The organism is Pseudarthrobacter sp. lyk4-40-TYG-27 (assembly GCF_030209295.1).
Classification (GTDB): domain Bacteria; phylum Actinomycetota; class Actinomycetes; order Actinomycetales; family Micrococcaceae; genus Arthrobacter.
This window is the reverse complement of the sequence record NZ_JARVSH010000004.1, coordinates 527,288-549,909: the sequence shown is the minus strand read 5'-3', so window position 1 is coordinate 549,909 and position 22,622 is coordinate 527,288. Positions and strand designations below refer to the sequence as shown.

The window sequence follows — 22,622 nt, the reverse complement described above, 5'->3', positions numbered from 1 at the left end:
CGCAAGCGGCGGGCCGTTCGCGCGTCACGGGGCGGATGCACTTCGCCGAACATCTTGTAATACAAGTTTTGGACTTGTAGTATTAGGTGTAGAAAGCGCTTTCACGACCTGGGGCCCTCTTCGAAACCTCGACGGCTACGCCCCCGGCCACCCCCCAACATCACCGCACCTGGATCAAAGAAGATCGGAGTTACACAGTGCCGCTTTTTCCCCGTCCTGCATCCGCTGCCAAGCAGCCGGCAGGGGCACCACCGTCACGCTCATCGCGCCGAACCCGTACGGCGGGTGCTGTCGCAGCCGCAGTCGCCGCCGTCATGGCCCTCAGTGCCTGCGGCGGTGGAGCAGCTCCGCAGAGCGCCGACGGAACCGTTGAGCTTCGCTTCTCCTGGTGGGGCGGCGACAAGCGCGCCCAGCTGACGCAGGAAGCCATCAAGCAGTTCGAAGCTGAAAATCCCAAAATCAAGATCAAACCCGAATTCGGCGACTGGAGCGGTTACTGGGACAAGCTCGCCACCCAGGTGGCAGCCAACGACGCCCCGGACATCATCCAGATGGACGAGAAATACATCACCGAGTACTCCAGCCGCGGCGCCCTCCTGGATCTGTCCAAGTACGACATCGACACCTCCAAGCTGGATGAGGCGGCCCTGAATGCAGGCAAGAGCCAGAAGGGCCTGACGGGCATCGCGGCCGGCATCAACGCCGCCACCATCCTGGCCAATCCCGCAGTCTTCCAGGCCGCCGGAGTTCCGCTGCCGGATGACACCAAGTGGACCTGGGACGATTTCGGCCGGATCGCCGCCGAGGTCACCGCGAAGTCGCCCAAGGGCACCTACGGAGCGGCAGCGTACGGAACGGATGAGGCCTCCTTGGGCGTCTGGCTCCGGCAGGACGGCAAGTCCCTCTACACATCCGACGGCAAGCTGGGCTTTGAGTCCGGTGACATCGCCGAATGGTGGGCGTTCCTGAAGGAGCTGAGCCAGAAGAAGGCGGTGCCTTCCGCATCGGAGGTGATCGAGGCTGAGGCCGCGCCCCTTGACCAGAGCGGCCTGGCGACCGGCAAGAACGCCATGGCGTTCTGGTGGTCCAACCAGGCGCCTGCCCTGGAGAAGGCCAGCGGCGGAGACCTCAAGATCCTGCGGTTCCCCACCAAGACGGGAACGGCAGCCGATGCGGAGCTTTGGTACAAAGCCTCGCAGTTCTGGTCCGCTTCCTCGCGCACCAAGCACCCGCAGGAAACGGCCAAGTTCATCAACTTCCTGACCAACAACGTCAAAGCCGGTGAAGCGCTCCTGGCGGACCGTGGTGTGTATCCCAACGCTGATGTCCGGGCAGCCATCCAGCCCAAACTAACCCCGGCAGACGTCAAGGTGGTCACCTTCATCGACCAGATCAAAGGCGAACTCGGCGAAGCCCCGGCGCCGCCGCCAAAGGGTGCGGGAGCGATCCAGGAAATCATCAAGCGCTACACCTCGGAAGTCCTGTTTGACCGCTTGTCCCCGGCCGACGCGGGAAAGAAGGCCACGGACGAGATGAAGTCCGCCATCAGCAGCTGATCTTCACACCGCCAACACGGCTCCGGACAACACGGGTGGACGCCTCCCCACCCGAGGCGTCCGACGGCGGGTGGCAGCTCCGCCCCGGCGGGAACCGATGGTTCCTTTCCGGGGCGGAGGTGTTTAAGTCGCAGTCCACTTTCAACGGGACAGAGCGTTCCGCGGACGGCGGCACCCAAGCCGGTGCCGCCGTCGGCCGTCCTTAGGACTGTGCCTGGCCCTCCGCCACCACCGCGACGCCGCCGGCAGGAACGGTGCCCGGGAAGGGGCCACCGGTCAGCAGGTCCTGGCCAGTGGCTGAGACGGCGGCATCCGCCCTCGTGTGGTTGATGGCGAACAGGAAGCTGCGCCCGTCGGCGGACAGGCGCCGCACCAGTTCCACCCCGGGATCGGCAGCGGCGACGGGCGAAACGCCCGATTCGGCCAGCAGCTTGTCAACCAGGGCTTCGATGCCGTTGGCGTCCGGGAGGGTGGCCAGGTACCAGGCCGCCCCTGGCCCAACAGGCCGCCGGGTCAGGGAGGGAACCCCCTCCAGCGGGTATTCGGTAAAGGTTTGCACCACCTCGGCGCCGGCAAGGTGGACATGCTCGCTCCAGATGGAAGAAGTGGTCCCGTCGCTCAACTTGAGCTGGGCTCCGGCCAGCAGCGGATAAAACTCCTCCACCCGGACGCCCAGGAGATCGCGGAACGCGCCCGGGTAGCCGCCGAGCAGCACATGGTCCTGAGTGTCCACGATGCCGCTGAAATAGCTGACCAGGACCGTGGCCCCGCGCGAAGCCGCGGCGGCGATGGTGGCGGCGTCCTCATCGGACACCGCGTACAGGGTGCACGCCAGCACCAGGTCGTAGCCGTCAAGTGACGCCGACGGATGCACCAGGTCCACGGAGACTCCGCGCAGGACCAGCGACCGGTGAAACGCCCTCAGCAGGTCCAGGTACTTCACGTCGACGCTCGGTTTGGAGTCGATCTCGCTGGCCCACCAGGCCTCGTAGTCGAAGACAATGGCGGCGCGCGACTGGACCCGCGAACCGCGCACGGGTTCGAGGCGCTGCAGGGCCGCGCCAAGCTCCACCACCTCACGCCACACCCGCGTGTCCCGTCCCCCGTGCGGCACCATGGCGGAGTGGAACTTCTCCGACCCCGCGAAGCTTTGCCGCCACTGGAAGAACATCACGGCGTCCGCCCCGCGGGCCACGTGGGCCAGCGAATTGCGCAGCATCTCGCCGGGCATCTTGGGTTGGTTGCGCGGCTGCCAGTTGACCGCCGACGTCGAATGTTCCATCAGGATCCACGGGTCACCGCCCGCAATGCCGCGCGTGAGGTCCGCGCTGAACGCGAGTTCCAGGTGGCGTTCCGGGTCCGCGGCCACGAGGTAGTGGTCGTTGGCGATGACGTCCAGGTCTTTGGCCCAGCTGAAGTAGTCCATGGATTTGGTGGCACTTGAGGCCATCAGGTTGGTGGTGCAGGGGATGTCCGGGGTCACCTCGCGAAGGACGGCCACCAGCTCCCGGTAGTAGTCCATCAGCGCCCACGAGCTGAACCGCTGGAAGTCCAGTTGCTGGCCCGGGTTCAGGGTGGACGGTGCGACGGCGGGCGGCAGGATTTCCTCGAAGGAGCCGTAGTTCTGGGACCAGAATGCCGTGCCCCAGGAAGCGTTCAAGGCAGCGATGCTCCCGTACCGGCGTTCAAGCCAGGTGCGGAAGGCGGCTGCGTCCTCTTCGCCGTAGAACTCCGAGACGTGGCAGCCCAGTTCGTTGTCCACATGCCACAGTGCCAGCGCGGGGTGGTCCTTGTAGCGTTCGGCGAGTGCGCGGGTGATCCCGGCGGCGTAGCGGCGGTACACGGCCGACGACGGCGTGTAGTGCCGCCGTGAGCCCGGTCCCAGCACGGTCCCGTCAGCCCTGACCGGCAGGATTTCCGGGTGTTTGCGCACCAGCCAGGCCGGAGGTGCGGCGGTGGCGGTGGCCAGGGCCACTTTCACGCCGATCCCGGCGAGGTTGTCCAGTACTTCGTCCAGCCAGCCGAACTCGTAGTGCCCTTCGGCGGGTTCCAGCAGGGCCCAGGAGAAAATGCCGACGCTGAGGAAATTCACGCCCGCTTCCTGCATGAGGTCCAGATCCTCCAGGCGGACACTGGCGGGCCATTGCTCGGGGTTGTAGTCGCCTCCGAAAGCGATGCCCCCAATGTTGCTCCACACTTTGGACGGGCCGGGGCTTTCCTGCTGTGTCATGGGACTCCTTTGTCAACTGTGAGGCGGGGTTCGCAAAGAGGAAACGCTTTCTTGGAAAACGCTTGCCTGGCGGCTTGGAAAACGCTTGCCCATTAATCCGAATGCAGCTATTGTATCGTTTCAGACGCCATGTTAGCCAGCTCACTACTTACGTTGTAGACCGAGCCAAGGCAGGCACCCAAAGAGCAAGGAGGCTCCCGTGATCAACAGAAGGCATTTCCTCACAACCGTGGCCATCGGCACCGCATCTGCCGCAGCCCTGGCAGCCTGCGGGAACGGAGGCAGCTCATCCGGCCAGACCGGATCCGCTGAAAAACCCGTGACCATCAACTACACCTGGTGGGGCAACGACGACCGCGCCGAGCGGACCCGCAAAGCCATCGCCCTGTTCGAGTCAAAGAACCCGGACATCAAGGTCAACGGCAACTTCACGGATTTCGCGGGCTACTGGCAGAAGCGTGCCACCGAAGCGGCCGGCGGCGGCCTGCCCGACGTGATGCAGTGGGACCTGTCCTACCTGCGCGATTACGGCCAGCGCAACCAGCTCCTGGACCTGGGCACGGTGAAGATCGATACCTCCGCGTTCGAGAAATCACTCCTCCCGTCCGGCCAGATCAAGGGCAAGACCTACGGCATCCCCACCAGCACCAACGCCTTCGCGGTCTACTACGATCCTGCCAAGCTGGCCTCCCTGGGCATCGCCGAACCCACCGGCAAATGGACCTGGTCCGAATTCCAGTCGTTCCTGAAGGAAGTTGGGGACAAGGGCAACGGCACCCTCTTCGGCTCCACGGACTTCACCGGTGTCTGGTGGCAGTTCAACATCTGGCTCCGCCAGAAGAACATCCAGGCCTTCACCAGCGACGGGAAGCTGGGATTCAGCAAGGACGACCTGAAGACCTGGTGGAACCTCAACTCGAAGCTGCGCGGAACCCAGGCCCTCGTGCCGGAAGACAGGGTAACCCAGCTCAAGCCCAAGTCCCCGTTTGGCTCCAACGTCAGTGCCGCGGAGGTCACCTGGGACAACTTCATGGCCGGATACCTGGCTGACAGCGGCGCCAAGCAACTCAAGCTGGTACCGGTGCCCTCGGATGACCCGAACAACCTGGGCCTGTTCCTGAAGCCGTCCATGCTGATGGTGGCCAGCGCCAAGACCAAGTTCAAGGACGCGGCCGCACGCTTCATCGATTTCATGGTCAACGATCCCGAGGTGGGCCAGATCTTCAAGACTTCCCGCGGCGTTCCGGCCTCCAAGACCCAGCGCGACGGCACCACGTTCGATGGCGCCGACAAGCTGGTGGTGGATTACGAGAAGTCCATCGAGCAGTACCTCAAGGACGCACCCGAGCCGCCGATCGTCGGGTTCGGCACGCTGGAAGCATCGTTCGGCCGGATTGCCTCCGACCTCAACTACGGCAAGCTCACCGTTGACGGTGCCGTCGACGCGTGGTTCAAGGAAGCCGAAGACCTCATCAAGCAGAACGCCTGATCCGGCCAGTGCCTGATCGAGTGTTCACGACTGACGGATTGAACTCGTGACTCAAAGCCCAACCCTGAGCAGGCGCCAGGGGCACTCCGGTACCGCGTTGCCGCGCAAGTCGCGGCAGCGCGGGGCGGATGCCCGCGCCGGTTACACCTTCCTGCTGCCCTGGCTGCTGGGTTTCATCGCCCTGACGGTCGGGCCGATGATCTCCTCCCTGTACCTCTCGTTCACCAACTACAACCTGTTCGAGGCGCCCAAGTGGATCGGCTTCGACAATTACGCCACCCTCTTCCAGGACGAGCGCTTCCTGCAGTCCGTGGGCGTGACCCTCTCCTATGTGGTCTTCGGCACCCCGCTCAAGCTCGCCGCGGCCCTGGCGGTGGCGATGCTGCTGAACAGCAAGCGCCGCGGCCAGGGCTTCTACCGGTCGGCGTTCTACGCCCCGTCCCTGATCGGGGCCTCGGTGTCCATAGCGATCGTCTGGAAGGCCATGTTCGGCGATTCCGGGCCGGTGGACCAAGGCTTGTCCTTCTTCGGGATCAACATCGGCGGCTGGGTGGGAAATCCGTCCATGACCATGCCCATGATGATCCTGCTGACCGTGTGGCAGTTCGGCGCCCCGATGGTGATCTTCCTGGCCGGCCTGAAACAGATCCCGGGCGAACTCTACGAGGCGGCATCGATGGACGGTGCCGGTCCGGTGCGGAAGTTCTTCAACATCACATGGCCCATGCTCTCTCCGGTGATCTTCTTCAACCTCCTGATGGAAACCATCCACGCGTTCCAGATCTTCGCGTCGGCCTACATCATCTCCAACGGTGACGGCGGCCCCGCCGGCTCCACCCTCTTCTACACCCTCTACCTGTACCTGCGCGGCTTCAGCGACTTCCGGATGGGCTACGCCTCGGCCATGGCCTGGTTGCTGGTGATCGTGGTCGGCATCATCACGCTGATCTTCTTCCGCACCTCCAAGTCCTGGGTCCACTACAGCGGTGATGCAAAATGACAACCACGGCAACCCCCGTCCAGCCGGCCCCGGGCGCCACAGCCCCGGCCTACAACCCGAAGTCCGAATCCACCACCGCCAAACGCGCCAAGAGCACCATCTTCCACGCCGCAGCGCTCCTGCTGACCTGCGTGGTGCTCTACCCCGCCCTGTGGATGATCGCCTCCGCGTTCAAACCCAACTCGGAAATCGGCGGCCAGAACACCTCGCTGTGGTCCAGCAACTTCAGCTTTGACAACTTCGCCACCGCGATGGACGGCATCGGCGGGGTCTCCACGCTGCAGTTCTTCACCAACTCGCTGATCCTGGCCATCGGCGCCGTCGTCGGCACCATCCTCTCCGCGAGCGTGTCCGCCTACGCCTTCGCCCGGATCAAATTCCCCGGCCGCAGCGTGTTCTTCGGCATGATGATCGCCACCTTGCTGCTGCCGTTCCACGTGGTGATCATCCCGCAGTACATCATCTTCCAGCAGCTCGGACTGGTGGACACCTACGTCCCCCTGCTCATCGGCAAGTTCCTCGCAGGAGACGCGTTCTTCGTGTTCCTCATGGTGCAGTTCATGCGCAACCTGCCCGCCGAACTCGACGAAGCAGCCCGCATCGACGGCGCAGGGCACGTCCGGATCTTCACCTCCATCATGCTGCCCCTGATGAAACCGGCCCTGATCTCCACCTCGATCTTCTCCTTCATCTGGAGCTGGAACGACTTCCTGGGCCCGCTGCTCTACCTGAACACCCCCGACAAGTACCCGTTGCCTCTGGCCCTGCGCCTCTTCGTGGACCAAACCCAGTCCTCGGACTACGGCGCCATGATCGCCATGTCCGTCCTGGCCCTGCTCCCCGTGCTGATCTTCTTCCTGATCTTCCAGCGGTACATCGTCGAGGGCGTTTCCACCCAGGGCCTCAAGGGCTAACGGTCAACGGAGAGAAAAATGAGCGCCATGGACAGCACCACCCCCGTTTCCGGCCACGAGCCCATCCCGGTGAACCGGTTTGCCCTGTTCTCCGAAACCCTCCTGGCAGGCCTGCTGGTGCTGGTGCTGTCCGTCCCGCTGGTAACCCTCCCGGCCGCCTACGCGGCCGGCATCGCCCACCTGGAACGGCACCTGGCCGGCCGGGATGATTCGGTCCGCGGACTCTGGCGCCTCTTCAGGGCGGCCCTGCCCGGCAGCTGGAAGCTGGGCCTGACGACGGCGGCAGCCGCCGTCGTGATTGTCCTCAACCTCCTGCTCGCCTGGGTGGGGCAACTGCCGGGCCGTGGAGTGGTGCTGCCAGCCACCCTGATCCTGGCGGCCGGAGCGGCGATCGTGCTGCTCCGCGCCGCCTCGGCCTGGACCGATGCAACCGGCCAAGGCGCCACCGCAGGGGACTCCTGGCGCACGGCCCTCCATGCCGGGCAGGCAATGACCCTGCGCGACTGGACCGGTTCGCTGCTGCTCGCGGCCGCGCTGTTCTGCGCCGTGGTGTTCGTCTGGATGCTCGCGGCGCTCTTTGTGGTGGTCCCCGGCACCCTCATCCTCGCCGCGGCGGCAGTAAAACTGCGGTCCGGCCGGCCCCGACGCTAGCTGTGCCGTTGCGCCGCGCCCGAACCGATCAACGCGCCCGTACCGGTCAAAGCGGCCGCCCCGGGCCCGGCCAACCCCGGTGGTACCACCCGCTGACGCAGCACAACTACCGGCTGTTCCTGGGCATGCAGCTGGCCGGCAGCCTGGGGGTGTGGATGCAGCGCCTGGCCCAGGACTGGCTGGTGCTGCAGCTGACCGGAAGCCCCGCAGCGGTGGGCGCCGCCGTCGCCCTGCAGTTCCTGCCCATGCTGGTGGTGGGCCCGCTGGCCGGGCTGGTAGTGGACCTCTTTCCCAAGCGCCGGATCATGATGGTATGCCAGTCCGTCATCGTGCTGCTGGGCATTGGCCTCGCTGCCTGGGCCGCGAGCGGCACCCTGAAGGTATGGGTGGTGTACGCCAGCTGCGTCGCCTTGGGCATCATTGCGGCGGTGGACCAGCCCACCAGGCAGGTGTTCGTCAATGAAGTGGTGGGAGACGCCGCGCTGCGGCCGGCCATCGGACTGAACAATGCGCTGTCCCAACTGGGCGGCATGGCCGGCCCGGCGTTGGGCGGGCTGCTCATCGCCCAGGCCGGACCGGCGGCGGCCTTTGCCGCCAACGCGCTGATCGGCATGGGTGTCCTGGGCCTGATCACGGCCATTCGGACCAACGAGCTGCATCCTGGCCCGCGCGCCGGACGCGGCCGGGGCCAGGTGCTTGCCGGCCTCCACTATGTCCGCGAACGGCCACGGCTGCTCCTCCTTATTCTCCTCGCCGGCCTGCTGGGCGCCTTCGGGATGAACGGGCCGGTGGTCCTGGCGGCGTTCGCCGAACGGGTGTGGCACAACGGCGTGGAAGGCTTCGGCCTGTTCAACACCGTCAGCGCCGTCGGCGCCCTGGCCGGGGCGCTCCTGGCCGCCCGGCTTGGCACCATGGGCCGGAAAGGCATTGTGGCTTCGGCCGGCCTTTTCGGCCTGTCCCAGCTGCTGGCGGCGCTCATGCCCACCGTCGGCCTCTTCATCGCCATGCTGGTGGTGGTGGGCATGATGACGCTGCTGTTCCTCACCAGTGCCGCCACCGCCGTCCAGCTCGAGGCCGGTCCCGCCATCCGCGGCCGCGTCATGGCCCTGTACCTTCCGCTCCTGCTGGGCGGACATGCGCTCGGTGGCCTCCTGGCCGGCTGGCTGACCGAGCAGTTCGGAGTCCGGGCGGGCCTGGTGGCCACCGGCTGCCTGGGCATGCTGTCCGCCATGGTCATCGGCCTCTTGCTCTGGCGGCACGGGCGGCGCACCCGTCCTCCAGTGGCAACTACCGGGGCGTAAAGATCCAGGTGCCGGTGTGCACGCGGAATTCCCTGGCGGCGCCGTCCGCGGTGCCCAACGGGGCGGAAGGTACCGGGGCGGCATCCGCAGTGGGCCCTTTGACCCCGTAGGTGCCGGCGGGCAGCCTCACGGTGGCAGTGGTGCCCGGTGGAACCGTGCACTCCAGCTCCACCGAACCACCGCGCCTGCGCCAGCTCGCCTGTACGTATCCGTTGTCCACCGGGATACTGCCGCGGGCGTGCTCCAAGCGGCACAGCGGCGGTTCGATCACCACCGCGGTGCCGCCGGGGACGGCGTACCGGATGCCGAGCAGGTGCTCGAGGATCTCCTTGAGCACGGACGCGGACCAAGCGTGCGACTGGCTGTAGTCGGTCCCCTCGGCCAGGTCCCAGGCTTCCCAGGTGAAGGTGGCTCCGCGGTCCAGGAGCCGTGCCCAGCCGGGCTGGTCTTTGGCGGTGAGGAGGTCCAGGACGGCGTCCATGCGGCCCTGGCGCACCAGGGCACGGACCAGCCGGTGCACCGTCATGGGGCCCTGCCGCATGCCCATTCCGGCGATCCGGGCGGCATCGGCTTCCGCGTGGCCGGGGTCCGTGATGCCCAGTGAGAGCGGGAAGGACGTGGCGTGCTGGGAGGCGTGGGAACTGGGTGTCCCGTCCTCATGGAGCCCGTCCACCATGACCCCGCCGACGCGCAGCCGGCCGCGGATGGCGCCGGCCAGCGCACGGGCTGCCGTGGCGTAGCGGACGGCGGCGTCTTCCTTGCCGGCCGTGTTGCAGAGCCGTGCCGTTGACACCAGCGCCGAGTAGGCCTGGGCGTTGACGGTGGTCTTGGCCGCGCACTCCATGTCGTAGCCGAACCGGCCGGGTGCGGGCCAGTCCACGATGCCGTGCAGGTAGGGGCCCGAGCCGCCGCCCAGCCTGGTGACCAGTCCCGCCGTCGGGCCTTCCGCCGGAATGCAGCGCAGCGCGTAGTCGGCCGTGTCGCACAGGTGGGGAAGCAGTTCGCGGACCAGGCCGGCGTCTCCGGAGCGCAGGTGGTACTCCTCCGCCCACTCCGGCAGCATCAGGGAGAAATCGGGGATGTCGCGCTTGCCGTCGCCGTTGGGATAGACGGCGTTGTACCGGCCCTTGTCCGCCCCGGTGTTCCAGTAGCGGCGGGCTGACCAGGCGAATTCGCGCAGTGCCTGCGCCGTGTAGGCGTGTTCGCCGAAGAACGCCATGGTGGCGTAGGAAATGTTGGCGGCGTCGGCCAGGAACTGGCCTTTTTCCCGGGTGGGAGTGTCCACGAACTGCTCCTGGACTCCGTAGAGCGCAGAATCGCGCAGCAGCCCGACGACCTCGTCCAGGACGGGGTCGGAACTGGTGAAGCTGCCTTCGCCGGGGTGGCTGCCGTAGACCGTGGCGGCGCCGACGCGTGACACGTCCGCCGCCTCCACGCCCGGCAGTTCCAAGTAGCGGAAGCCGAGGTGGACGGAGGCCCGGAACTGCTGTGGCCCGGCGGTTTGTGTGTAGGGGAAGGACATGTCCGTGTTCTGGCTGGGGGTCTTTCCGGCATCCACCCTGCCGTCCGGGCGCAGGACGTAGCCGGCCCGGAGCATGACCGTGCGCCCCGGGACGCCGGCCAGGAAGTCCACCTCGGGCCGGGCCGGGATGACGCGCCCGAAGTCCGCCACCAGGGTGCCGTCCTCCGCGGCAAGGAACCGCCGCGGTGCCACGAACTCCCCGCCCAGGAACGTCCGGCGGGCGTGCAGCCGGGGAAAGTCCGACGTCGGGTGCCGGCCGGCGCTGATGGCGGCAGGAAGGTCTTCGGTGAGGTCCAGGGACGCTGCGGCCTCGCCATCCAGGTGCTCCACGGGGTCGCCCTCGTCATTGCGGTAGCCCGACTGGCGGTACGGGGCCTCGCCGGCACGCCAGCCAGGGCCCGAGACAAGGACGTCGCGCCGTCCGTCGTCGTAATCAACACTCAGCCTGAGCAACAGGCCGGGAACGCCTGCGGCGCGGCCCTGGCCCGGACCGTACCAGTGGAGGAGGGCCGTCACCGGCACGGGCGTACCGGCCGGATGTGCCGCCAGGACCCCGGTGACGTCGGCGGCATCGAAATACCCCTCGCCGGGGTAGCCGAACGAGGTGGTGCCGAGGCAGGGCGTTCCGGCCACCGAAACCTGCGCGTGGTGGTGTGCCGCCACGAAAAGCCTGGCCCGCCGGACCGTCCCGTCCAGCGCTATGGTGCCCCGGAACAGGGTCCACTCGTCGGGCTGCCGGTGTCCGGTGGTGCGGTCCCATTGTGCCAAGGACGCAAGCGCGTCGTCCTCGGCGGCGTCAAAACGGTGGTCCAGCAGGACCTCCCCGGAACGGCCGGGAACCTCCCTGGTGATTTTGAGCCGCGCGTACTCCGCCTGGCTCCGGGGTCCCTGGTGCAGGGCGGCCCTTTCGCCGCTATCCGCGGATGCCGGTACGTCAACCACCAGCAGTTCCGTTCCGCCCAGCGACACCCGGATGGTCAGCCCGTCGTCCCTGATATCCAGGTCCTGCCACGATCCGGGGCAAGGTTGCCGGTCTCCTGCCGGTGCGGCGGTTCCCAGGACCTCGGAATCCGGGGCGGCGGGGGAGGGGATTTCCCAGTCCGGAGTGCGGCGGAGTACCAGTTCTCCGGCCGGGCCCAGTTCGAGCAGCACGCCCGTCCCGGGTCCGTTGCTCCGCAGGATCATGCCGGCTTTGCCCATGACGGGCCGGAGCCGGGCCTGGATCCGGACGCTGCGGACGGCGGGGCACGGCAGAGGCAGGAACGGCGAGCCCGCCACCCGCAGGGCGCGGTTGTGGATTTCCAGCGGGGCGCGCCCGCCCGGGGCCCGGCTGATCCAGCCGGCCTGCCAGGACGCGTCCGTCAGGCCGGTGCTGAAGGGGTGCGGGGAAGACCAGGAGCCCGCCCTGCCGGCAGCATCATGGATGCGCACGCGCCAGGCGAAGTCCGAGTCGTCCGCCAGGGCGGGGCCGCCATAGGGCACGCCGCGCTGGGATGCGGAAGCTACCGGTCCCGAGCCCCACACCAGCGCGCCCCGGGTGTCCCGGACCTCAACCTCGTAGCCGGTCTGCTGTGCCAGTGCGGGATCGTCGCCGTCGCCCTGGGCCAGCTGCCAGCTGAACGCGGGGGCCGGCGAAGCAGCCAGGCAGGCGGAAAGCCCGTCCGTCAGCAGGTTGGCTGCGTGCAGGTGACCGGCGTCGCGGAACTGGCCGCCCATCAGGAAGCCGGAATATCAAAGGTGGCCGGGGCGGACACGGCCCAGGGGAGTCCCAGCTCGCTGAAGGTGGCGTGCTCCCGGCCCGCACGTTCCAGCGCGGCCTCAATACCTGTTACGACGGCGTGGGCTGAGTCGCCGTCGCCCTCCCACCGGACGTGGGCGGGATCGATGGGGGAGGGCAGCGGCGCCGTCCGGACCGCTTCCAGCACCAGCATGAAGGCTCCGCTGTCCAGCAGGCTGCTGGTGAGCGGAACGCCGGAGGCGCGGTGGGCCAGCAGGTTCTCGGTGAGGTCATCGCGGCCAAACGTCTTTTCGCTGCGCCCGGCTGCGGTTTCAATGCTGAGCCGGTCCTCGGTGTAGTGGAACACGGCGGTGCCGGCCGAGCCCTGCAGGGTCACGCAGGGCTCAACGGATTCGGACGCGCAGATGGTCAGCGCGCAGGTGATGGGCAGGCCTGGAGTGGTGCGGATCCGGATCACGGAGGTGTCATCCGATTCGATGTCGTTGGCCCGGTACAGCTCGGTCTCCACGGATGCGATGTCAGCGGTGGTGCGCGCCCCGGCAATCCGGAGGGCGGTTGCCACGGCATGCGCCAACGGATTGGTGGCGACGCCGTCCACCACGTCCACGCCGTTGATGCTGCGTTTCCCGGCCCAGCGCGAGCGTTTGTAGTAGGCCCGGTCCCGGACCCAGCGGCCGGTGGCCGAGATGCCCTCCAAGGTGCCGATGGTGCCGGCCGCGAGCAGTTCCTCGATGGCCCGCAGGGCGTGCGAACCGAGGCTTTGGAACCCGATCTGGACACCGCGCCCGGAATCCTCCGCCGCGGCACACAGCCGGTTGAAATCGGCAAGGGACGCGACGGGGGGTTTTTCCAAGTACAGCTCCGCGTCCGCGGCAAGGGCAGCCAGGGCCAGCGGTGCGTGCGTCTGGATGGGGGTCGCCACGATGACCAGGTCGAGGTCCCCGGCGGCCTGGAGGAGCTCGTCGAGCCCGGGGTGGATGGCGGCCGACGGCGGCACGGCACCTGGCGCGGGCGGCTGCGGATCGGCAACCGCCACCAGCTCGACGGCGCCTGCCGCCTGCAGGCGTTCAAGGTTCCGGAGGTGATGGGTGCCAAAGCCGTGCACGCCCACCAGTGCCACCCGCGCCGCAGTCCCCGGGGCGGTTCCGGCGCCCTTGCCGGCCGCTTCCGTTGCCGTTCCCATGGTTCTCCGTCCTGCCCGTCCGGGCACCAGCCTGTAGCGCCCGCCATCTGTCAGCAAGCGCTTTCCACCGTTCAGTGTGCGGCATGGAGGCATTGCCAGTCCAGCTATGTAACGATTCAAAAATTCACTTGACCGAGATGCCGGTGCGGGTCTAGATTTTCGAGAAACCGATTACCAGCGTGATGCGGGACACTTTCCGCTTCGCCTCTGCAACGATGGAGAACAGAAGGGAGCCCAGCCATGCTGTCAGGGACCTTCAGTGCGCGTGCCTATTCATTTTTTGACACGCTCGCATGGATTGCGGGCCTGAACCTGCTTTGGATCGTGTTCACCCTGATGGGTGGCGGCATCCTTGGTGCCGGGCCGGCCACGGCCGCGGCGCAGATCCTGGTGCGCAAGCGGGCCCGGGGGGAGGCGGCTCCGCTGGTGCGCGGATTTGCTGCCGGATACACCAGGAATTTTGGCCGCGCGAACATCCTTGCACTGCCGGTCATGGCCGTCTCCGTTGCTCTTGCCCTGAACTGGAACTACTTTTCGGCGGGGCGCGGGCTCTTCGCGCAGCTCATGGCGGCAGGCATCTTTGTTGCCGCAATCTTCCTGGCCGGCGCAGCGTGCTACGTGTTTCCCATGTACGCCCGCTACGAACTGCCGCTGCGGCAGTACTTGCTGACGTCGTCGCGCTTTGCCGTGCGGCATCTTGCGGGAACCGTCATCCTGCTGTTCGTCACCGCCGCCGCGGCGTACGCCAGCGCGGCGCTCCCGGGCCTGATTCCGTTTTTCAGCATCGGAGCCTGGCTCTTCCTGACCGGCTGGCTCTGCGACCGCTTCTTCACCGCGAATGACGAATCGGTAGCCGAAGCGCTGGCAGTGGAACCGGACGGCCGGGCCGCCCTGCAGGGAGCCTCCACCGCCTGACCGCCCTCCTCCCGGGTGCGGCCAGGCCATGCCCGGCTTCTAAATGAAACGTATCAATACTGGCCCTAAGGCCCAATGAACCCCAATGAAGTGGAAAAGGAAGAATATGATCCGCAGGAAACTTTCCCTGGCCGCCGCCGTCGTCACCGCCGCTGCCCTGTCCCTCACGGCCTGCAGCGGAGGTGACGCCCCGGCCGCCGACCTCACCTCGGTGTCCATCATGGCGCCCTTCCTCGAGGCGCAGCCGCCCGGCGCGGACGGCGCAGTGCAAAAGAAGCTGGAGGAGATCACCGGCAAGCAGGTAAAGATCAACTGGGCTCCCAACGCCTCCTACGAGGACAAGACCAACATCACCTTGGCAGGATCGGACATCCCGCAGGTCATGGTGATCCAGGGCAAGAGCCCCGGGTTCGTCAAGAACGCCCAGGCCGGTGCCTTCTGGGACCTCACCGGCAAGCTGGACAAGTACCCCAACCTCAAGACCACCTACCCGGACATCCAGCAGAACGCCAGCGTCAACGGCAAGGTCTACGGCATCTTCCGCGGCCGCGCCCCGATGCGGACCGCGGTCATGTTCCGGCAGGACTGGCTGGACAAGCTGGGCCTGCAGCCGCCCAAGACCGTGGAGGACCTCTACAAGGTGGCCAAGGCGTTCACCGAGCAGGACCCGGACGGCAACGGCAAGAATGACACCTACGGCATCACGATTCCCAAATGGGGCGCGCTGGGAAGCAACAGCCCCTACGACGTCATCGAGGAATGGTTCGGGGCCGGCAACCGCTGGACCGAGCGGGACGGAAAGCTGGTACCCAGCTTCGAGACCGACGAGTTCCTCCAAGCGGACCGCTTCATCAAGAAGATGGTGGATGAGAAGCTCATCAACCCCGACTTCGCCACGTTCGACAGCACCAAATGGAATGAACCATTCTTCAACGGCAAGGGCGGCATCATCGTGGACGTCGATTCCCGGGTCAGCGTCCTCATCAACCTGTTCAAGCAGGCAGATCCCAACAACTTCCAGAACAAGGTGGGCTTCGTGGGCAACCTCGAAGGCCCCGACGGCAAGCTGCACGCCCACCCCACCGACGGCTACTCCGGCTTCCTGGCCGTCCCGAAAGCCAGTGTCCGGACGGAAGCCGAACTGGACAAGGTCCTGGAATTCCTGAACACCCTCAACGGCAAGGACGCCGGCATCCTCCTGAACAACGGCATTGAGGGCGTCAACTTCACGGTGGTGGACGGCAAGGCCGCTCCGGTCAAGCCGGAAACGGACGCCAGCAAGGCCGTCACCACGGACATCAAGAGCTACGCCCAGCTGGGCATGAACGTTGCCGGCAACCAGTTCTACCCGGTCAAGCAGGCCAGCGACTACGAGCAGCAGGTCTTCGACAAGCGCACCGACGTCATGGCGGAGGACCTCAAGAGCGCCGTCTACAACCCGGCAGCGCCTTACGTTTCCGCCACCTATGTGGCCAAGGGAGCCCAGCTGGACAACATCGTGGCCGATGCCCGGATCAAGTACCTGGCGGGCCAGATCGATGAGCAGGGGCTCAAGGACGCCATCAAGCTGTGGAACACCAGCGGCGGCGACAAGGTCAAGGAAGAGATCAACAAGCTCTGGCAGGACAACAAGTAAATGGCAGCCCCCGTTGTCGAGGCTGAGGCACGGGCGGCCAACCGGCCGCCCGTGCGGGAACGGAAGAACCGCAGGTTTTCCGTCCATTTCGCGCACTACAAGTGGTTGTACCTGCTGCTGCTGCCAGGCGTGGTGTACTTCGCGGTGTTCCGGTACGCCCCCATGTATGGCGTATCCATCGCGTTCAAGGATTACGTCCCGTTCCTGGGGGTAAACGGCAGCCCCTGGGTGGGAGTGCAGAACTTCACGGATTTCTTTGCCAACCCGGATTTTCCCCGGCTATTGGGCAACACCCTGATCCTGGCATTCCTGAACCTGGGCATCGCCTTCCCGCTGACCATCGTCCTGGCCCTGCTGCTCAATGAGGTACGCCTGTCCGTCCTCAAGCGCACGGTCCAGACCCTGGTGTACATCCCGCACTTCCTGTCCTGGACCATCGTGGCGTCCCTGAGCTTCCTGCTGTTCGCCCTGGACATCGGCCCGCTGTTCCAGTTCCTGAACAACGTCATGGGCACGAACATCGATTTCCTGTCCGATCCCGCGTGGTTCCGGCCCCTGATCGTGCTGCAGGACATCTGGAAGAACACCGGCTGGGGCACCATCATCTTCCTGGCCGCCCTGGCCACGGTGGACCAGGACCAGTACGAGGCCGCCATCATCGACGGCGCCGGCCGGTTCCGCCGGGTCTGGCACATCACGCTTCCCGCGATCCGGTCCACCATCATCGTGATGCTGATCCTGGCCATCGGGCAGATGCTCAACACCGGCTTCGAACAGATCTACCTGATGACCAACGCCCTCAACCGCGAGGTGGCGGACGTCTTTGACACCTACGTCTATTTCGTGGGCATCACCCAGGGCGCCTACAGCTACTCCACGGCAGTGGGCCTGTTCAAATCCCTGGTGGGCATCGTGCTGATCTTCGGCACCAACTGGCTGGCCAAACGATTCAACCAGAGCGGACTGTTCTAGCCATGAAAATCCACAACACCCGCGGCGGCCGGGTTTTCGACGCCGTCAACTATGTGTTCCTTGCCCTGATCGGCATCATCACCCTGCTGCCGTTCGTCTACGTCTTCGCCGGGTCCTTCGCCACCGAAGCGGAGATCACCCGCCGGGCATTCTTCGTCTGGCCCGAGAAATTCACCCTGGGCTCCTACGAGTACATCTTCGCCACCCCGGCGTTCACCCGCGCCCTGGTCACCACCATCCTGGTCACCGCCGTGGGCACCTTGGTCCAGCTGGCCTTCACCGTGACCATGGCCTACCCGCTGGCCAAGAAAAGCCTGCGTGGCAGGAACGTCATCCTGTCGCTGGTGGTCTTCGCCATGGTCTTCTCCGGCGGCATGATCCCCACCTTCCTGCTGGTCAAGGACCTGGGCCTGCTCAACTCTTACTGGGCCCTGATCCTGCCGGCGGCCATCAACCCCTTCAGCCTGATCATCATCAAGAACTTCTTCCAGGAACTCCCTGCCGAGCTTGAGGAATCGGCCAAGATGGACGGCGCCACCGAGATCGGCATCCTCTGGCGGATCCTGCTGCCGCTGTCCAAGCCGGTGCTCGCAACGTTCGCGCTCTTTTACGCCGTGGGGATCTGGAACGACTTCATGTCCCCGTTGCTGTACCTGAGCGACAACTCCAAGTGGACGCTGCAGATGTACCTGCGGCAGGTCACCGCCGCCTCGGACCTCCTGGGCACCGGCAACGTGGACCCCAACTACATCCCGCCGGAACAGGGCATCAAGTTTGCGGTGATCGTGGTGGCCACCCTGCCCATCCTGATCTTCTATCCGTTCCTGCAAAAGCACTTTGCCAAGGGCATGCTCATCGGCTCCGTCAAGGGCTGACCCCGTACTGGAGGAAGCACACCATGAAAATCCTGCTGGCCGGCGACTCCACGGTTGCCGACTGCCCCACCCAAGAGTTCCCGATGAGCGGTTGGGGAGCGCAACTTCCGCCGCATACCTATCGGTGGGGCTCGGTGCACAACTTCGCCAAAGGCGGGGCAAGCACGGAATCCTTCCGCGACGAGGGACTCTGGGCGGACCTGCTGGCCGAGGCCGGGCCCGGCGACGCGGTGCTCATCCAGTTCGGCCACAACGACCAGAAGAAGCAGCACCTCGCCGCGCGAACCGGATACGCGGCCAACCTGCGCACCATGGTGGACGAGGTGCACGGGGCCGGCGCCGCGCCGCTCCTGTGCACCTCGGTGGAGCGGCGGCACTTCCTCGACGCCAGGCACCAGGGCGACGGCCCGGCGTCGGGCGCTGTCCTGGAGGCAAGCCTGGAGGACTACCCCGAGGTGGTCCGCGAACTCGGCCTGGAACTGGGGGTGCCGGTGGTGGACCTGAACGCCTGGACCCGGGACCTGTACCTGCGGCTGGGGCGCGACAGATCGCGGAACCTCTTCTGCCACTTCGCGCCCGGTGAGCACGCCCGCTGGCCGGGTGGTCTGGCGGACAACACCCACTTCTCGCAGCAGGGTGCCATGCTGGTGGCCGGGGAGGTGGCCCGGCAGCTTGGCCGGCTGGGATACGGAGTCCTTGAGCCGGCATTGGGTACGACGTCGGGACAGGGCTAGGTGGACGCCGCGGGCTTGGCAACGGGCGTCCTCTACAGCAACCCGCTGGCAGGCCCGGACGATGTCGCCGGCTGGGTGGCGGAAGGGCCCTTGGGCCTCGGCAGCCATAACGGCGCCCTGGAGCTGTCCGGCACCCTGGATGACGGCGAGTTCGGCGATCATGCGCACTGGACCTTTTGGTGCCCCGAGGAGTTTCCGGACGGCATCCGCATCAGCTGGGACTTCCTGCCGCTCGCCGAACCGGGCCTGGCCATGCTGTTCTTCGCGGCCGCCGGACAGGGCGGGCTGGACCTTTTCAGCCCTTCGCTCGCGCCCCGGACCGGGTACTACCCGCAGTACCACTCGGGGGACATCGATGTACTGCACGTTTCCTACTTCCGGCACAAACACCAGTCCGAGCGCGCCTTCCGCACGTGCAACCTCCGAAAGAGTGCCGGCTTCGAACTGGTGGCCCAAGGGGCGGATCCGCTGCCGCCCACGGAAGACGCCGCCGGCTTCTACCGCCTCAACGTCGTGAAAGAAGGGCCACGGGTGGAGTTCGCCATCAACGGGTTGAGGCTCTTTCAGTGGCACGATCCGTCGGACAAAGTGTTGGGCGGCGGCCGGATCGGATTCCGCCAGATGGCACCGCTGCGCGCCGCCTACCGCAACCTGCTGGTGGAGAAGGTTTAGGTCGCTTCCGCACTGAGGCAAGATAGGAGGCGTACATCTGCCCACTGGAGGGAGGCGGGACATGGAACCCGTATTGGTCGACGGCGGCAAGGGGACGGTGGAGCTGGGCCCGGACGGCATTCTCCATCTCATCTGGGAGCCCAAGGTACGGATCGAAGTCCACGATGCGCAGGCAGCAATGGCCACGGTCAACGACATCGCCGGCGACGGCAGCTACCCCATGCTGGTGGACATGGCCACCACGGAGTCTGTCAGCCGGGAAGCCCGCGGGGTCTTCTCCATCCCGTGCGCGGCCAACCGCATCGCCCTGCTCGGGGCAAGCCCGGTGGACCGGATCATCGCCAACTTTTTCCTGGGTGTCCACATTCCGCCGTGCCCCACGCGCTTCTTCACGTCCCGGTCCGAGTCCATGAAATGGCTGCTGCAGCAGGACAAGTAGCGGACCCGCGGATCAGCCGGCTGCCGGCGCGGCCGTGCTCTGCCGTATCACCAGCTCGGGCGTGAACACTACCGCCCGGTGGACAGGGTTTTGGGATTCCACTTCTTCGGACAACAGCTCGATCGCCGTCCGCCCCAGCAACTCGGTGGGCTGGCGGATGGAGGACAGGGGGACCACGGCGGAAATCGCAAAATCGATGTCGTCATAACCAATCAATGCCACATCCTCCGGGATGCGGAAGGTGTGCGTCATGGTGAGGGACTGCATGACGCCCAGGGCCAGGAGGTCGTTGGCGCAGAAAATTCCGTCCGGCAGCTCCGCGCGGCCCCGCTGCACCAGCATGTCGCCCACGCTTCGGCCGGCAAGGACCGTCTGGCCCTCCGAGTCCAGCACCTCCAAGGTGGCGTCCGGTTCCTCCTTGACGGCTCGGCGGGCGCCTTCGAGGCGGTCCGCCACCTGGCGGATGGAGGTGGGGCCACCCACGAAGGCGAGCCGGCGGCGGCCGGTGTCCAGCAGGTGCCGGGCTGCGAGGTAACCGCCTGCGTCGTCATCCACTGCCACGGAGCTGAACTTGGATTCGTCAGCCAGCCGGTCCACCAGGACGGTGGGGACGCCGCGCTCGCGGAGGAGGTCCAACCGGTCCGTGACATCGCCTACCGGGGAAATCAGCAGGCCCTGAACGCGCTGCTCCTGGAAGAGGTCGATGTAATTCGCTTCGCGGCCGGCGTCGTGTCCGCTGTCCCCGAGCAGCACGGCGCTGCCCTGGAGGGCGGCGGCGTCCTCGGCCGAGCGGACCACGGAGGTGAAGAAGGGGTTGCCCACGTCCAGGACAATGAGGCCGATGGTGCGGCTGTGGCCAACCCGGAGCTGGCGGGCGGCATCATTGCGGACGAAGCCCAGCTCGTCGATGGCCCGCAGGACCCGTTCCCTGGTCCGCTCCGATACCCGGTCCGGGTAGTTCAGGACGTTCGAGACCGTTCCCACGGCCACGCTTGCGTGGGTGGCGACGTCCTTGATACTTGCTGTCCGGTTCATCGAATCTCCGTGCTGGTCTGTCCGCGGCCGGGTGTCCCGCGCGGACGATCAAAAGTTCTCTGCCATTGCTTGACACCTGCTCAGGTTCAACTGTACTTTGAATCGTAACAATGAAACGATTCAAAAAAACGCGAGTTTGAACAGGAGAACCAATGAGGGTCTGTTTCCGTTCCTCGGTCCAGCCGGCGCTCATCGACGAGTACCGCCGCCGGCACGCAGCGGTATGGCCGGAGATGCTGATCGCCCTCAAAGAAGCCGGCTGGCACAACTATTCGCTGTTCCTGGGAGACGACGGGCTCCTGGTGGGGTACGTGGAATGTGACGACTTCGACGCCGTCCGCGCCCGGATGGCCCTGACGGAGGTCAACGCCAGGTGGCAGGCGGAAATGGCAACACTCTTTGAAGACTCCGGCCAGTCGCCCGATGAGGGGTTCCGCGTGCTGGAGGAAGTCTTCAACCTTGACAGCCAGTTGGCGGCCAGCGCATCCGCAGGCTGACCGCCTGCGCGCACAACTTTCGCACCAACAGCAACAGGGCTCCAGCAGCGGGGCACCACAACCACACGAACCACACACCGGAAAGAACATCATGAACGACGTAGCAACGGCGCTGGGCAGGCTCGAGGAGCTTGCCATCGAGGTCCCCTCGTGGGCCTATGGAAATTCAGGCACGCGGTTCAAGGTGTTCGGTACGCCCGGCACGCCGCGCACGGTCCAGGAAAAGCTGGCCGATGCCGCCAAAGTCCACGAACTGACCGGGCTGGCCCCCACCGTGGCCCTGCACATCCCGTGGGACAAGGTGGACGATTACGCAGCTCTGAAGGATTACGCCGCCGGCCTGGGGGTGGGGCTGGGCACCATCAACTCCAATACCTTCCAGGATGACGAGTACAAGTTCGGTTCCCTGACCTCCTCCAACGAGTCGGTGCGCCGCCGCGCCATCGAGCATCACCTGGACTGCATCCAGATCATGCACGCTACGGGCTCACGCGACCTGAAGATCTGGTTGGCGGACGGCACCAACTACCCGGGCCAGGACGATATCCGCGGCCGGCAGGACCGGCTGGCCGAATCCCTGCAGGAAATCTACGCGGCCCTGGGGGATGAACAGCGGCTGGTGCTGGAGTACAAGTTCTTCGAACCGGCTTTCTACCACACCGATGTCCCGGACTGGGGCACGTCCTACGCGCAGACCCTGGCACTTGGGGAGAAGGCGTTCGTCTGCCTGGACACCGGCCACCATGCCCCCGGCACCAACATCGAGTTCATCGTGATGCAGCTGCTTCGCCTGGGCAAGCTGGGGTCCTTCGACTTCAACTCGCGCTTCTACGCCGACGACGACCTGATCGTGGGCGCCGCCGATCCGTTCCAGCTCTTCCGCATCATGCACGAGGTGATCCGTGGCGGCGGTTTCGGGAAAGAGGCCGGCGTCGCCCTCATGCTGGACCAGTGCCACAACCTGGAGGAGAAGATCCCGGGACAGATCCGCTCGGTCCTCAACGTCCAGGAGATGACGGCCCGCGCCCTGCTGGTGGACACCACCGCCCTGGGCGAGGCACAGCGCACCGGCGACGTGCTGGCCGCGAACGGCATCTTCAACGATGCGTTCTACACCGACGTCCGGCCCATCCTGGCTGAATGGCGTGAATCCCGCGGCCTGCCCGCGGACCCGATCGCTGCCTACAAGGCCAGCGGCTACCAGAAACAGATCAACGAGGACCGCGCAGGCGGCCAGCAAGCCGGATGGGGCGCATAAAGGGC

At 66.2% G+C, this 22,622-nt stretch carries 19 protein-coding genes; 15 read left to right on the top strand and 4 right to left on the bottom strand.

Annotated features, from left to right (window positions below; all coding sequences use genetic code 11):
• Window positions 1-197 precede the first annotated feature (197 nt).
• Window positions 198-1,556 (top strand): ABC transporter substrate-binding protein, encoded by a 1,359-nt coding sequence (locus QRM96_RS10320; RefSeq protein ID WP_285319549.1) that lies wholly within the window; start codon window positions 198-200, stop codon window positions 1,554-1,556.
• A gap of 202 nt (window positions 1,557-1,758) precedes the next feature.
• Here QRM96_RS10320 and QRM96_RS10315 read toward each other — a convergent pair whose 3' ends face one another.
• Entirely contained in the window at window positions 1,759-3,786 is a 2,028-nt protein-coding gene (locus QRM96_RS10315; RefSeq protein ID WP_285319547.1) for a beta-galactosidase, read from the bottom strand.
• Window positions 3,787-3,985: 199 nt separating this feature from the next.
• Here QRM96_RS10315 and QRM96_RS10310 point away from each other — a divergent pair, with 199 nt between their 5' ends.
• From QRM96_RS10310 to QRM96_RS10290, 5 genes are read left to right on the top strand one after another with little or no spacing between them, the layout of a single operon-like run.
• A complete protein-coding gene (locus QRM96_RS10310; protein WP_285319545.1) occupies window positions 3,986-5,275 on the top strand; it encodes an ABC transporter substrate-binding protein in 1,290 nt (429 codons plus the stop codon).
• 46 nt (window positions 5,276-5,321) lie between these two features.
• Window positions 5,322-6,275: a carbohydrate ABC transporter permease gene (locus tag QRM96_RS10305; protein ID WP_285319544.1), complete on the top strand. Its 954-nt coding sequence runs from the start codon at window positions 5,322-5,324 to the stop codon at window positions 6,273-6,275.
• The gene (locus QRM96_RS10300; protein WP_109045184.1) at window positions 6,272-7,189 is read left to right on the top strand and encodes a carbohydrate ABC transporter permease; all 918 of its coding nucleotides are present in this window, start codon (window positions 6,272-6,274) and stop codon (window positions 7,187-7,189) included. Before QRM96_RS10305 ends, QRM96_RS10300 begins: the two co-directional genes overlap by 4 nt.
• Window positions 7,190-7,207: 18 nt before the next feature.
• A complete protein-coding gene (locus QRM96_RS10295; protein ID WP_285319543.1) occupies window positions 7,208-7,840 on the top strand; it encodes a Poxvirus protein I5 in 633 nt (210 codons plus the stop codon).
• An 8-nt stretch (window positions 7,841-7,848) separates the two neighbouring features.
• Entirely contained in the window at window positions 7,849-9,141 is a 1,293-nt protein-coding gene (locus QRM96_RS10290; protein WP_350224066.1) for an MFS transporter, read from the top strand.
• Here QRM96_RS10290 and QRM96_RS10285 read toward each other — a convergent pair.
• Window positions 9,128-12,379 carry a family 78 glycoside hydrolase catalytic domain gene (locus QRM96_RS10285; protein WP_285319542.1) on the bottom strand — a complete coding sequence of 1,084 codons (3,252 nt, stop codon included), beginning with the start codon at window positions 12,377-12,379 and terminating at the stop codon, window positions 9,128-9,130. The two genes, QRM96_RS10290 and QRM96_RS10285, sit on opposite strands and share 14 nt — an antisense overlap.
• On the bottom strand, window positions 12,379-13,584 hold the full coding sequence (locus QRM96_RS10280; protein WP_285319540.1) for a Gfo/Idh/MocA family protein: 1,206 nt from the start codon (window positions 13,582-13,584) through the stop codon (window positions 12,379-12,381). Before QRM96_RS10280 ends, QRM96_RS10285 begins: the two co-directional genes overlap by 1 nt.
• A gap of 240 nt (window positions 13,585-13,824) precedes the next feature.
• Between QRM96_RS10280 and QRM96_RS10275 the strand changes: the two genes are divergently transcribed.
• From QRM96_RS10275 to QRM96_RS10245, 7 genes are all read left to right on the top strand, one after another.
• On the top strand, window positions 13,825-14,499 hold the full coding sequence (locus tag QRM96_RS10275; RefSeq protein WP_285319538.1) for a YesL family protein: 675 nt from the start codon (window positions 13,825-13,827) through the stop codon (window positions 14,497-14,499).
• 106 nt (window positions 14,500-14,605) lie between these two features.
• Window positions 14,606-16,135, top strand: a complete 1,530-nt coding sequence (locus QRM96_RS10270; RefSeq protein WP_018761793.1) for an extracellular solute-binding protein — start codon at window positions 14,606-14,608, stop codon at window positions 16,133-16,135.
• Complete coding sequence (locus QRM96_RS10265) at window positions 16,136-17,107, top strand: ABC transporter permease (protein ID WP_109045189.1); 972 nt, start codon at window positions 16,136-16,138, stop codon at window positions 17,105-17,107.
• Window positions 17,108-17,109: 2 nt separating this feature from the next.
• On the top strand, window positions 17,110-17,982 hold the full coding sequence (locus QRM96_RS10260; protein WP_018761791.1) for a carbohydrate ABC transporter permease: 873 nt from the start codon (window positions 17,110-17,112) through the stop codon (window positions 17,980-17,982).
• Between the two features lie 23 nt (window positions 17,983-18,005).
• Window positions 18,006-18,716, top strand: a complete 711-nt coding sequence (locus tag QRM96_RS10255; protein ID WP_018761790.1) for a rhamnogalacturonan acetylesterase — start codon at window positions 18,006-18,008, stop codon at window positions 18,714-18,716.
• A 15-nt stretch (window positions 18,717-18,731) separates the two neighbouring features.
• Window positions 18,732-19,388 (top strand): DUF1961 family protein, encoded by a 657-nt coding sequence (locus QRM96_RS10250; RefSeq protein ID WP_243835309.1) that lies wholly within the window; start codon window positions 18,732-18,734, stop codon window positions 19,386-19,388.
• 61 nt (window positions 19,389-19,449) lie between these two features.
• Window positions 19,450-19,827 carry a DUF7793 family protein gene (locus QRM96_RS10245; protein WP_109045191.1) on the top strand — a complete coding sequence of 126 codons (378 nt, stop codon included), beginning with the start codon at window positions 19,450-19,452 and terminating at the stop codon, window positions 19,825-19,827.
• Window positions 19,828-19,839: 12 nt separating this feature from the next.
• On the opposite strand, the gene QRM96_RS10240 is transcribed toward QRM96_RS10245, so the two are convergent.
• A complete protein-coding gene (locus QRM96_RS10240) occupies window positions 19,840-20,862 on the bottom strand; it encodes a LacI family DNA-binding transcriptional regulator (RefSeq protein WP_285319537.1) in 1,023 nt (340 codons plus the stop codon).
• A 152-nt stretch (window positions 20,863-21,014) separates the two neighbouring features.
• Here QRM96_RS10240 and QRM96_RS10235 point away from each other — a divergent pair, with 152 nt between their 5' ends.
• Together QRM96_RS10235 and rhaI are read left to right on the top strand one after the other, a co-directional pair.
• Complete coding sequence (locus QRM96_RS10235) at window positions 21,015-21,359, top strand: L-rhamnose mutarotase (protein ID WP_109045192.1); 345 nt, start codon at window positions 21,015-21,017, stop codon at window positions 21,357-21,359.
• Between the two features lie 91 nt (window positions 21,360-21,450).
• Complete coding sequence (gene rhaI, locus QRM96_RS10230) at window positions 21,451-22,617, top strand: L-rhamnose isomerase (RefSeq protein ID WP_109045193.1); 1,167 nt, start codon at window positions 21,451-21,453, stop codon at window positions 22,615-22,617.
• The last annotated feature ends 5 nt before the right edge of the window (window positions 22,618-22,622 follow it).